This is a genomic window from Dickeya sp. Secpp 1600 (assembly GCF_003049805.1).
In the GTDB taxonomy this organism is placed as follows: Bacteria; Pseudomonadota; Gammaproteobacteria; order Enterobacterales; family Enterobacteriaceae; genus Dickeya; species Dickeya fangzhongdai.
Map to the genome: position 1 here is coordinate 2,848,233 of NZ_CP023484.1, position 11,157 is coordinate 2,859,389.

Sequence of the window (11,157 nt, forward strand, 5' to 3'; positions counted from 1 at the left end):
CGTTATGCGGCTGTTGTTAGTCGAGGATGAGGAAAAAACATCAACCTATCTCAGCCGTGCGCTGGGTGAATCCGGGTTTACAGTAGATGTTTCAGCGGATGGGGCCGAAGGTCTTCATTACGCACTGGAATTCGACTACGACGCGATAATCCTCGATGTAATGTTACCGGGAATGGATGGTTATCGGGTACTGGAAGGCGTACGAGCCAGTAAACAGACCCCTGTATTGATGTTATCTGCACGGGGATCGGTCGACGAGCGCGTCAAAGGGCTTCGGCTTGGCGCTGATGATTATCTCCCTAAACCTTTCTCGCTCATTGAGCTGGTGGCGCGCATTCAGGCGCTGGTGCGTCGCCGCTCAACCGATGGAGCGGATATCACACAGCTGCAAATTAACGATCTCCATCTTGATCTGCTGGCTCGTCGGGTATTTCGTGCCGGAACGCGACTGGAACTGACGGCGAAAGAGTTTTCTCTACTGAGCCTTCTGGCCCGTCATCAGGGGGAAATTCTGTCAAAGATGATGATCGCCGAGCAGGTATGGGACATGAATTTCGACAGCGACGCCAACGTGGTTGAAGTCGCCATTAAACGCCTGCGGGCCAAAGTTGATACTCCGTTCGATGTTAAATTGCTGCATACCGTACGCGGTATGGGGTACGTCCTCGAAGTCAGGTGCGAATAAATAAAAGGGATCAGCATGCTTAAGCGCGCCATTTCGGTCCATCTGGCACTGATGTTTGCGTTATCCGCGCTTCTGATTGTTTCCGTCATCGGTATTCTGCTCAGAAGCTCATTGCATGACTCGCTGCAAAAACAGATGCACAACGAGCTGTTATTTCGGGAATCATTAATGAGCTCGTGGATTGCAGCGCGAACCTCGGCTGAGGGCTGGTCTACGCTGGCGAATAAATTTACCGTATTAGCCAATTCTGAAGGTGAGCGCGTTCGCTACTGGATAGTGAGCGATAACCCACGTTTCAGTGTGGGCGGAACGCCGCCTGTGGGTGTTCAGTGGTCTTCTTTGCAGGAAGGTTTTAACAAAATGCCCGGCGCATCGGACGGCGCATGCTCACTTTTTCTGCTGGTGAAAACTATCCCCGCAAACGGCGAAAGGCCTGAGGTGCGCTATGTGGTTGCCATCGACTCCACGCCGTACATGGGGACACTGGATGCGTTCACGCGTACCCTGCTGGTTATTGCCGCGCTGGGTGTGTTTATCGTAGCGCTGCTGGGATATCTAGTCTCAAGAATCGGTCTGCGTCCGGTGGTGGCGCTCAGTAAACAAGCGCAACATCTCGCCCCGGGAGATCATGGACAACGCCTTGATGCCACGGCATTACCCGAAGAATTACAGCAGCTCGCTTCATCATTTAACGGTGTACTGGCGCGTCAGGAGATCGCCTGGCGGCAGCTCGAAAGCTTTAATGCTGATGTAGCCCACGAACTTCGCACTCCTCTCACCAACCTGATTGGTCAAACGCAGTTGGGGCTATCACGCCGACGTTCATACGATGAGCTGGAAGAGTTACTGGGTTCAAACCTCGAAGAGCTTGAGCGGATGACATCAATCGTTAACGATATGCTTTTCCTGTCCCATGCTCACGCCGGTGAATATGCCTCCCAGCTTATGCTGGTCTCCCTGCGTGAAGAAACGCTTAAAACGGCGGAATATGTTGAGCCCTCCTTTGCTGAAAAACAGCTTACCCTGGACGTTGAAGGCGATGTGACAGCCCATATTGATCGACGGTTATTCCACCGCTCCCTCGCCAATTTACTGGAAAACAGTGCAAGGCATTCGCTCCCCCAAAGTACGATTACCGTTCGGTTGAGCGAAAAAAATAATCACGCCTGCGTTGAGGTTTCGAACCCAGGCAATCCCATTGCTCTGGAGCATGTAAACCGGCTTTTTGAACGTTTTTATCGGGTTGACTCCTCCCGGGCCAGGAGCGACACCCATCATGGTCTGGGGTTATCGATCGTACGCGCCGTCGCCATTATGCACCGGGGAGACGTCTTTGCGCGTAGTGAGGACGGTATCAATACGTTTGGGCTAACCTTTGCGATATCACGGAGCTAATTCATTAACCACGTCAGCCACGCTTTTTACGCCCCGGATAGCGCCGATGCCGGTGCCCAGTGAGATATAGCCTTCGTCGGTATTTCCTTCGAGCATACCGATCCGCAAACCGCGTAGACCGCCCATCGTTTTGCCAAGCTCTTCGTTACTGGCACCCGCTTTGTCCATCTGCACCAGTTTCTCTGCCAGCTTGCCGGGCAAAGAGCGATAGTAGTCGGGCTGCGTGCGAAAAAGCAGCATATCCAGTCCGTCGGAATCGACGATCTTGTCTTTTACCGACTGGGGTACGCGGCTTTCTTCCGTGCTGATGAATACGGAGCCTGCGAAGACCCCGCTGGCCCCTAAGGCATGGGCCGCTCTGGCGGTACGGCTATCGGAGATCCCCCCCGCCGCCAGCACAGGAACATGTTGAACTGCATCGGCGATCAGCGGGACGATGGAAAACGTGCCCAGGGCCTTTCCTGGTAACGTTCCGCCTTCGTCAAAACCGGTGGCGACAATAATATCCGCCCCTGCGGCTTCGGCGAGGCGGGTGTTTTCGGGGGAGGGATTGATGTCGCGATAGATGATGCTGATGCCCGCGTCTTTCAGTTCGTCAAACAGCCCGGGGATTATCGAGCCTTCGCTATAGCCGGTATAAACAACCACCCTCACCCCTTCTTCCTTAATCACCTGCAATATTGGCAGGGTCCATACGTCATTCTCCGGCATTGGGATCAGGTTAACGCCAAAAGGTTTTTCGGTAAGTGCTTTGGTTTTACGAATTTCTTCGCGCATTTTTTCAGCGGTTTCTTCCGGTGTGGATACGGCGGTTTCAGCCGTTAAACCCGCGTTTGGTCCCAGAACGCCCAAGCCCCCGGCATTGCTGACAGCGGCGACCAAACGGGCGTCGGTAAGCCAGGATAATGGCCCCTGGATGACAGGTTTTTCAATGCCCAAAATCTGGCAGATACGGTTCTTTTGATTTTGCATCGCGGAATTTCCTTAACAGAGACTCAGACCATCGGATGAGGCCGTCTTAATATTGCTTTTACGTTTCATAGTGCTTTTACGTTTCGAGATGATGCTGCGGGGCAGCTCAGCTTCGGAATGCGGAGAGTGTAGGACGCAAGATTATTTGGAAAAATAGCAGATATAGTTCATCACTATTATAAAATGAGTAACAATAACGCTATCCGATTTCTTCTGAGCCGCTTTTCTTCCCCTGTAAAAGAAGCCCGCTATGCAAATTAATCTTTTTGAATCAATTAAGATTTTTATTGAAATTATCGAATCCGGCAGCCTTACCCAAGCGGCAGAAAACTTGCAACTCCACCGTCCTGCCGTGACCAAAGCGTTGCAGCAGCTGGAGCAACACAGCGGCGTTCGTTTAATGCAGCGAACCACTCGCCGAATTTACCTGACGCCTGATGGCGAAGAATTTTATCGCCGCAGCAAGCCCTTACTGGTGCAGGCGGATGACCTACTGGAGTCATTCGCCCCAGAACGCGCACTGCACGGGCAACTGCGTGTAGATATGCCAATCGCTTTCGCAACGTTACTGATCGTACCCAACCTGCCTGATTTTTACCGCGAAAACCCCGGTATCGAGATCATTCTGAGCTGTTCTGACCTCCGCCGGGATATGCTGCATGATGGCCTGGATTGTGTGCTGCGCGTGGGGGAACTGGAAGATGGAGAGTATATCGCCCGGCCGATGGGCAATATAAAAATGACGACCTGCGCAAGCCCGGCTTATCTTGCCGCTTATGGTAAGCCCGACACGCTGGAATCGCTGAAACAGCATCAGGCTGTAAACTGGATTAACAGCAGCAATCGCCGGATTATGCCGTGGATATTTCAGACCGCATCGGGAACAGAGGAAATACAACTGCCCGGCAAGCTGGTACTGGACAACACAGAAGCCTATACCGCCGCGGGTCTTGCCGGGCTGGGGCTTCTGCAGGGGATGACCTTCTTTTTACAGCCTTATCTCGACAGTGGCAGTCTGGTGGAAGTTTTACCAGACTATCCCGCTCCGGATCGCAAATTGTCGCTGCTTTATCCGCACCGTCACCTCTCACGCAAAGTACGCGTGTTTGCTGAGTGGTTAGAACGGCTGCTTTAAAAGCCAGAGTTATAGCAATGGTATTTGCCACCGAGGGGCCTCCCAGGCCCTGCCAATTTCCGGCCCAACTGACAAAATTGTCAGGGGGTCGTCAGCCTGACGACATGTCACCCTGATTAGAATCATTGCAGGCTATTCCCTTCATCGACGAAAAGGATGCTTTGCATGACCGGAAAAATACGTTACTTCGGGCTGTTACTACCCCTCTTCACTTTTTCATCCTGGGCGGTGGAGCAAAATGTCCCCGTTCATATTACCCCCGCCGGAAGTCAGAACGCGGTATATGGGCCAGCGGAGAATTTTACCGGACGCGTCCGGGTAGATCCGCTGTTCAAGCCTGATAAGGACATGCGTGTTTCGGGGGCTTACGTCACTTTTGAGCCAGGTGCTCGCTCCGCCTGGCATACGCACCCAGCAGGTCAGCGGCTTATTGTGACCTCCGGCGTAGGGCTGACCCAGCAGGAAGGCCAGCCGGTACAGATAATTCGTTCTGGTGATGTTGTGTCATGCCCCCCTGGTGTCAAACACTGGCATGGTGCAGCCTCTGGCAGCGCCATGACGCACCTGGCGATAACCGGGATCGTGGATGGGAAAAGCGTTAACTGGATGGAGAAAGTGACTGATGAACAATACCACGCCCATTAAGGCATTCACGGTAGCAGCATTGCTGATCGTTGGTTACAGCCTCACGGCAAATGCGGCGACAGTAACGCAAGGAATCACCGCAATGAATCAGGAGCAAACCGTTGCAGATACATTGTCCGCACGCCAGCAGGCTATCCCTTTGATTGCGGCGTATATGGCAAGCAGCCAGATGGAAAAGCTTAATGCTGCGCTTAATCAGGGCCTGGACGCCGGACTCACCATAAACGAAGCCAAAGAAATTCTCGTTCAGCTCTATGCCTATACCGGCTTCCCTCGCAGCCTGAATGCGTTAAATGAACTCATGAAGGTCGTTGAAGCACGTAAACAACGCGGCATCAGCGATGTTGAGGGTAAAGAACCTGTCAACCCTGTTCCCGTCGGCGATGAACTCCGCCGTATTGGCACCGCAAACCAGACCAGAATCTCAGGCGCCCCGGTTCAGGGCCCATTGTTTGATTTCGCTCCGGTCATTAATCAGTTCCTGCAAACACATCTGTTCGGTGACATTTTTGCCCGCGATAACCTCGACTGGCAAAGCCGCGAACTGGCAACGGTCGGCGCATTAGCGGCCACACCGGGCGTTGAAGCTCAGTTGCTATCGCATACGCGTGCAGGCATGCGGGTCGGCCTGACGGCAGGACAACTGCGCCAGCTGGTACAGGCACTGCGTGAACATGGCGAAAATGATGCCGCAATACGGGCTGAACATGCGCAGCAACAGGCACTGGCTGGCGCAAAATAAAGGGGCCCTATTACTCACGGCGGTTACGGCAAAGGTGACAGCGACGATATTCTTGCCGGCCTTGCTCCGGCAGCACAAGACAGCTGTCGGGTACGCCTGGCAATGGCCCGGCAATGGCGAGACGTGGTTAACAAATCCGGAGGTGATGTGACCGTTACGCACCTGCCGGAGGGGGGATAAAAGACATTCCACTTCCCGTTCTCCGATCTGAATAATGTTCAGATCGCTGATCTGGTTAGCCGGTTCCTGCAAGAAAAAACCTGCCGTAGTAAAAGAGCCGCAAGCAAGGCTCAAAGAGTATTAATGAACTCTACTAATTAACCCTAGCGAATTTCACCCTCTAATCGAATAAATCACCTTGCGGTATGCTTTTCATACATAACAAGCTGAAGGATAACGTCATGCAAACAGTAACACTGAACAACGGTATTAAAATGCCCCTGCTGGGCTTTGGTGTATTTCAGATGACGGATGCCGCCGAGTGTGAGAGCGCCGTTCTTGATGCCATCGAAACAGGATATCGTCTGATTGATACCGCAGCGTCCTATCAAAATGAGACTCAGGTCGGGAACGCGCTGAAACAAAGCGGCATCGCACGTAACGAACTTTTTATTACCACTAAACTTTGGCTGCAGGATACCAATTACGCAGGTGCTAAAGCACAGTTCGAACGCTCACTGAATCGGCTGCAGCTGGATTATGTCGACCTGTACCTGATTCACCAACCCTATGGCGATGTTCATGGGGCCTGGCGCGCGATGGAAGAACTGCATCAGGCAGGAAAAATTCGCGCGATTGGCGTAAGCAACTTTCATCCCGACAGACTTGCCGATCTTATCGCCTTCAACAAAGTCGTCCCTGCCGTAAATCAGATTGAAGTAAACCCCTTTAACCAGCAACTGCATGCCGTGCCGTGGATGAAAAGCCGCGCAATTCAGCCTGAAGCCTGGGCGCCTTTTGCAGAAGGGAAAAACGGTCTGTTCCAGCATCCGGTATTAACGGCGATTGGTGAGAAGTATGGCAAAAGCGTGGGTCAGGTTGTCCTGCGTTGGATCTTCCAGCGTGGCATCGCTTCGCTGGCAAAATCTGTACGAAAAGCGCGAATGGAAGAGAATATCAACATCCTCGACTTCGAGTTAAGCGCTGACGATATGCTGCAGATTGCCGCTCTCGATACCGCAACCAGCGCATTCTTCTCGCATCGTGACCCGGCGATGGTGGAATGGCTGACCGGCCGTAAGCTTGACGTTTAAGCCACGGCAGAAGAGGCACCTCTTGATGCAAAAACGTTATCTCGGAACATCCGGGCTTGAAGTGTCGGCTCTGGGGCTGGGTTGCATGGGGCTCAGCCACGGCTACGGCCCGGTTATTCCGAGTACCGCAGCGCATCTATCATTAACGCAAAGGCTGGAGGGTGCTGTTTACGGCTGGGGTAGTAAAGATAGTATCCAGGGAAAGAGGGACACCAATCCTGCAAAATATGGATAAGTTCGCCTGATGTTATAAAAGCCTGAACCGTATCCTCTGGCACACAGGCGATGCCAAAGCCGGATAACGCCGCATCGATTCTTTCCGACAACAGGTTAAACGTCAGTTGCCCTTCGACTCTGACGCGCAGGGGTTTCCCCTCCCGTTCAAACTCCCAATGATACAGGCCACCGGCGGTAGGCAGGCGCATATTGATACATCGATGATTTTGTAGCTCATGCGGCGAATCAGGAACAGGGTTTGCGGCAAAATATGCCGGCGCGCCGACCAGGGCCATTCGCATATCCGGCCCAATTCTTACGGCGATCATATCCTTATCAACACTTTCGCCAAGGCGAATCCCGGCATCAAAACGTCCTTCGACAATATCGACAAAACCATTATCAACCACCAGTTCGACATTGATTTCTGGATATTCCCTGAGGAAGGGTTTCAGCTTCGGCCACACCAAGCTACGTGCGGCATGCTCCCCGGCTGATAAGCGGATGTTACCTGAAGCAGTACCATCCCGTTGAATCAGCGCCTCCAGTTCCTGCTCAAGATCGGCAATTCGTGGCTCAAGGCAGGCAATAATTCTCTCGCCAGCCTCTGTGGGGGCTACGCTTCTGGTGGTTCGGGTCAAAAGACGGATGTTTAAGCGCTCTTCCAGCGCTTTCATTGCATGGCTCAGCGCCGACTGCGAAACGCCAAGCTTACCGGCCGCTTTGGTAAAACTTCGCTCTCTTGCCACAACAAGAAAGATCTGCAACTCATTGAAGTTTTCTTTAAGCATCGGCCATTTCCTTATTCCTATCCCCCCTCAAAGAGAACTTATGAAGGGTGTCCATAGACGCCATCATTTTAGTCCCGCCACTGGCAATAATGATAATTGATATTCTGTCTGTATTGAAAATATGTCTGAATTAACAGACGGTTTCTCATGAAAATACTCGTTGTCGGGGCGACGGGAAGTATTGGTCTGCATGTCGTGAAGACCGCAATGGAAATGGGCCGCCAACCCAAAGCATTGGTCAGAAATCGGCGCAAAGTAAAACAGTTTCCCCATGAGGTCGACGTTTTCTACGGTGACGTTTCAATGCTTAAGACATTGGCTGGCGTGGCGAAAGATATTGATACGGTCATTTCTACACCATCGTCAGACCGGGCTGGTTCGATTACCACCATGATGATCGGCACAAGCTCGTCATGCTTCGTATTGTCCGTTTCTGGCACGAAGCCGTGTCTGCGGAAACTTCACTGGGCAGCTATAAGCGAGAAGCAGACTTAAGACCCCAATAGCGAATTGCTTATACAAGAGCTGCTACTCGAAAAGGTGTGAATGCTCAGTGGCGGTTCAACTATACGGCAGGTTCGTCTTTCCGGGGTGGTACAGTCAACTCAGCTATTGATTTGTCATGCAAATAAGAGGTAGCGCTCATTTTATTACCTTAGCGAGTCATATTCTGTGAATAGCTCTCAGGAGGAAATACCATGAAAAAGCTTCTGATATGTTGTTTGTTCGGGAATACAGCAAACTCTCTCGCCAAAAAGATGCAGTTAGTGGCAGAAAGGAAGGGCTACCATCTGATCATTAGTGCTGTGGGTCTGGATAATTTCGCCAGCGTAGCTTCCGTTTTCGACGGTTTTCTCATTGCGCCGCACATTCAGTACAAACTCACAGAGATTAGAGAGATTGTCGGAGACTCTCGTTCAATTGCGATTATTGAAAGTCTACTCTATGCATCACTCGACGCGGAGAAAGTTTTAAAGTTCGTGATGGAGCAGATGCCTGAACTAGCAGCCTGACACTGACGGCCGCACCTTTTGTGCGGCCTCCTCTCTTATGCATGGAGTTTGTGCATAGCACTATGGTCTGCTCCCATTAATTAATAAACCGTGATGTGCGTAATGTCCGCTACCGGCATTTAACTGACCAGCAGAAATAATTACATCAACAATAATGTCAAATTAAAATTAATTACAAGCCAGTAAAATACACCCGATTAATAAAACAGCCCATCATCCTGACTATAGACAGGAGACAGTTATAAAAAAGCCCTCGGCCATGAAAGGCCGGGGGCTCGTCGATAATATTCAGATGACAGTTAGAACGCGGCGGCAAAAATCTCGACGATTTCCGCGTGGGTCGCCTGTTTCGGGTTGGTCAACCCGCAGGCGTCTTTCAGCGCGTTGTCCGCCAGAATGTTGAAGTCTTCTTCTTTCACGCCCAGATCTTTCAATCCGGCCGGGATACCGACATCGCGCGCCATCTGGCTGATCGCCGCGATCGCCGCGTCAGCAGCCTGTTGATCGCTCAGCCCGGCAACGTCGACGCCCAGCGCGACCGCAACGTCTTTCAGACGCCCTGCGGCGACGGTGGCGTTGTAACGCTCTACGTGCGGCAGCAGCACCGCATTGCACACCCCGTGCGGCAGGTTATAGAAGCCGCCCAACTGGTGCGCCATCGCATGCACATACCCCAGCGATGCATTGTTGAACGCCATGCCGGCCATAAACTGGGCGTAAGCCATCTGTTCACGCGCCACCATGTTTTTACCGTCTTTGACCGCATCACGCAGATGGTCGCGGATCAGTTCAATCGCTTTGATCGCCACCGCATCGGTAATCGGGTTAGCGGCGGTCGACACATAAGCTTCGATGGCGTGGGTCAAGGCGTCCATCCCGGTAGCAGCGGTCAGCGATGCCGGCATTCCAACCATCAGGACCGGGTCGTTGACGGACATCACCGGGGTCACGTTTTTATCCACGATCGCCATTTTCACATGACGCACTTCATCGGTAATGATGCAGAAGCGGGTCATTTCAGACGCGGTGCCCGCCGTGGTGTTGATGCCGATCAGCGGCAACTGCGGTTTGGCGGAAACATCCACGCCTTCGTAGTCGGCGATTTCGCCGCCGTTGGTCGCCAGCAGAGCGATACCTTTAGCGCAGTCGTGGGAAGAACCGCCGCCCAACGACACCACGCAATCGCTGTGGTTTGCTTTAAGAATTTTCAGGCCCGCATCCACGTTGGCAACGGTCGGGTTCGGCTGCACGCCATCATAAATGGCGCTATCGATCTGGTATTTTTTCAGCAATTGCTGCACGGAGGCTGCGACGCCGATTTTGTTCAGCACGCCGTCAGTCACGATCAAGGCATGTTTGAAACCCTGCAACTGAATCTGCCTGGCCGCTTCCTCTAACGCACCCTCACCCATCAGGTTTAAAGCCGGAATATAAAATGCGCTGCTCATAGATCACCATCCATTTATTACAGAGTCTTAACTTACAGCCATCCTAGCATTGACATTTATCGGTAAAATTGACCAAAAACAAATTTCATCCACTCTTCGCTAAAATGCTGAACCGTTTTTTCTGAGGAATATCATGTATGAATGAAAAAACTGCGCCGCACAAATAAACAATTATTTTACTTCCAGGTTGCGCATAGAACCGGCGTAACGGGGCGGGTGGTATTTTCATCGTAAACAAGCGGGTCAATCTGCCGTTATTACATAGATTACGGCCTGAAAAGGTGTTACATCGGCGTATCGCGCCAGACCGAACCGTATCAGTATTAGTGAACAGAGACAGGCGGTCGTGTCATGACTACTCGGGGCTTTTAATGTCGACAATACCCATGACGAATGAGATCACATTTAAGGTGATCGGCGATATCAGCACGGCCAGCGCCTGTAGCGCGGCGCTGGTTGTACTCGTCGATCCGTACGGAAAAATCCTGCTGCAATTGCGGGATTCGGATAAAGACATACCCTACCCCGGTTACTGGTCGCTGTTCGGCGGCGGACTTGAAGGTGAAGAGACGCCCGCCCAGGCGGCGGTGCGTGAATTAAATGAAGAGATCGGCATCACCCTTGACGACCGGGAGTTAACGCCGCTGATCGTCACGCTGTCGGATGACAGCAAAAACGCCCGGATTTATATCTTCTCGCTGACAACGGCGCTGACGCCGGGCGATATCGTGCTGCAGGAAGGTTCCGGGTTTGCGTTCTTCACCCGCGAGCAAATCGCGCATCTGCCGGTTGTGCCCTATGTCATGCGCGCCCTGAACCTGCTCTGGCGCGATACGCACTGATTCTCTCTTCCCCAAATGAC

11 protein-coding genes and 3 pseudogenes are annotated in these 11,157 nt (G+C 52.3%); 11 read left to right on the forward strand and 3 right to left on the reverse strand.

What is annotated here, in order from left to right; all coding sequences use genetic code 11:
- The first annotated feature begins 4 nt into the window (after positions 1-4).
- Positions 5-685, forward strand: a complete 681-nt coding sequence (locus CPA59_RS12695) for a heavy metal response regulator transcription factor (protein ID WP_038919281.1) — start codon at positions 5-7, stop codon at positions 683-685.
- A 15-nt stretch (positions 686-700) separates the two neighbouring features.
- On the forward strand, positions 701-2,080 hold the full coding sequence (locus CPA59_RS12700; RefSeq protein WP_255412218.1) for a heavy metal sensor histidine kinase: 1,380 nt from the start codon (positions 701-703) through the stop codon (positions 2,078-2,080).
- Here the strand turns inward: CPA59_RS12700 and CPA59_RS12705 are convergent.
- Positions 2,069-3,052 (reverse strand): nitronate monooxygenase family protein, encoded by a 984-nt coding sequence (locus CPA59_RS12705; protein WP_107759578.1) that lies wholly within the window; start codon positions 3,050-3,052, stop codon positions 2,069-2,071. The genes CPA59_RS12700 and CPA59_RS12705 overlap by 12 nt on opposite strands.
- A 256-nt stretch (positions 3,053-3,308) precedes the next feature.
- Between CPA59_RS12705 and CPA59_RS12710 the strand changes: the two genes are divergently transcribed.
- The 6 genes and pseudogenes from CPA59_RS12710 to CPA59_RS23300 form a co-directional block, all read left to right on the forward strand.
- Entirely contained in the window at positions 3,309-4,187 is an 879-nt protein-coding gene (locus CPA59_RS12710; protein WP_161130305.1) for a LysR family transcriptional regulator, read from the forward strand.
- Between the two features lie 165 nt (positions 4,188-4,352).
- Positions 4,353-4,832, forward strand: coding sequence for a cupin domain-containing protein (locus CPA59_RS12715; protein ID WP_107759580.1), 480 nt, complete (start codon positions 4,353-4,355; stop codon positions 4,830-4,832).
- The gene (locus tag CPA59_RS12720) at positions 4,810-5,574 is read left to right on the forward strand and encodes a carboxymuconolactone decarboxylase family protein (protein WP_107759582.1); all 765 of its coding nucleotides are present in this window, start codon (positions 4,810-4,812) and stop codon (positions 5,572-5,574) included. The genes CPA59_RS12715 and CPA59_RS12720 overlap by 23 nt, the downstream gene beginning before the upstream one ends.
- A gap of 60 nt (positions 5,575-5,634) precedes the next feature.
- Positions 5,635-5,895 (forward strand): annotated as a pseudogene (locus tag CPA59_RS12725) (hypothetical protein); the annotation flags it as partial.
- Between the two features lie 80 nt (positions 5,896-5,975).
- The gene (locus CPA59_RS12730) at positions 5,976-6,827 is read left to right on the forward strand and encodes an aldo/keto reductase (protein ID WP_107759584.1); all 852 of its coding nucleotides are present in this window, start codon (positions 5,976-5,978) and stop codon (positions 6,825-6,827) included.
- A gap of 25 nt (positions 6,828-6,852) precedes the next feature.
- Positions 6,853-6,960, forward strand: a pseudogene (locus tag CPA59_RS23300) (aldo/keto reductase); the annotation flags it as partial.
- Here CPA59_RS23300 and CPA59_RS12735 read toward each other — a convergent pair.
- Positions 6,941-7,834: a LysR family transcriptional regulator gene (locus tag CPA59_RS12735; protein WP_038919288.1), complete on the reverse strand. Its 894-nt coding sequence runs from the start codon at positions 7,832-7,834 to the stop codon at positions 6,941-6,943. The pseudogene CPA59_RS23300 and the gene CPA59_RS12735 sit on opposite strands and share 20 nt — an antisense overlap.
- Positions 7,835-7,981: 147 nt before the next feature.
- Between CPA59_RS12735 and CPA59_RS23150 the strand changes: the two are divergent.
- Together CPA59_RS23150 and CPA59_RS12745 are read left to right on the forward strand one after the other, a co-directional pair.
- Positions 7,982-8,218, forward strand: a pseudogene (locus tag CPA59_RS23150) (NAD(P)H-binding protein); the annotation flags it as partial.
- 314 nt (positions 8,219-8,532) lie between these two features.
- Positions 8,533-8,847, forward strand: coding sequence for a PTS sugar transporter subunit IIB (locus CPA59_RS12745; RefSeq protein ID WP_038919290.1), 315 nt, complete (start codon positions 8,533-8,535; stop codon positions 8,845-8,847).
- A 299-nt stretch (positions 8,848-9,146) separates the two neighbouring features.
- On the opposite strand, the gene yiaY is transcribed toward CPA59_RS12745, so the two are convergent.
- Positions 9,147-10,295 (reverse strand): L-threonine dehydrogenase, encoded by a 1,149-nt coding sequence (gene yiaY / locus CPA59_RS12750; protein ID WP_038919291.1) that lies wholly within the window; start codon positions 10,293-10,295, stop codon positions 9,147-9,149.
- Positions 10,296-10,681: 386 nt separating this feature from the next.
- Between yiaY and CPA59_RS12755 the strand changes: the two genes are divergently transcribed.
- Positions 10,682-11,137 (forward strand): NUDIX domain-containing protein, encoded by a 456-nt coding sequence (locus tag CPA59_RS12755; RefSeq protein WP_231348795.1) that lies wholly within the window; start codon positions 10,682-10,684, stop codon positions 11,135-11,137.
- The last annotated feature ends 20 nt before the right edge of the window (positions 11,138-11,157 follow it).

Coding starts and splice junctions, on each gene's coding strand:
- CPA59_RS12755 (WP_231348795.1), top strand. CDS start 10,682: ATGACGAATGAGATCACATTTAAGGTGATCGGCGATATCAGCACGGCC.
- CPA59_RS12715 (WP_107759580.1), top strand. CDS start 4,353: ATGACCGGAAAAATACGTTACTTCGGGCTGTTACTACCCCTCTTCACT.
- CPA59_RS12705 (WP_107759578.1), bottom strand. CDS start 3,052: ATGCAAAATCAAAAGAACCGTATCTGCCAGATTTTGGGCATTGAAAAA.
- CPA59_RS12700 (WP_255412218.1), top strand. CDS start 701: ATGCTTAAGCGCGCCATTTCGGTCCATCTGGCACTGATGTTTGCGTTA.
- yiaY (WP_038919291.1), bottom strand. CDS start 10,295: ATGAGCAGCGCATTTTATATTCCGGCTTTAAACCTGATGGGTGAGGGT.
- CPA59_RS12695 (WP_038919281.1), top strand. CDS start 5: ATGCGGCTGTTGTTAGTCGAGGATGAGGAAAAAACATCAACCTATCTC.
- CPA59_RS12745 (WP_038919290.1), top strand. CDS start 8,533: ATGAAAAAGCTTCTGATATGTTGTTTGTTCGGGAATACAGCAAACTCT.
- CPA59_RS12730 (WP_107759584.1), top strand. CDS start 5,976: ATGCAAACAGTAACACTGAACAACGGTATTAAAATGCCCCTGCTGGGC.
- CPA59_RS12735 (WP_038919288.1), bottom strand. CDS start 7,834: ATGCTTAAAGAAAACTTCAATGAGTTGCAGATCTTTCTTGTTGTGGCA.
- CPA59_RS12720 (WP_107759582.1), top strand. CDS start 4,810: ATGAACAATACCACGCCCATTAAGGCATTCACGGTAGCAGCATTGCTG.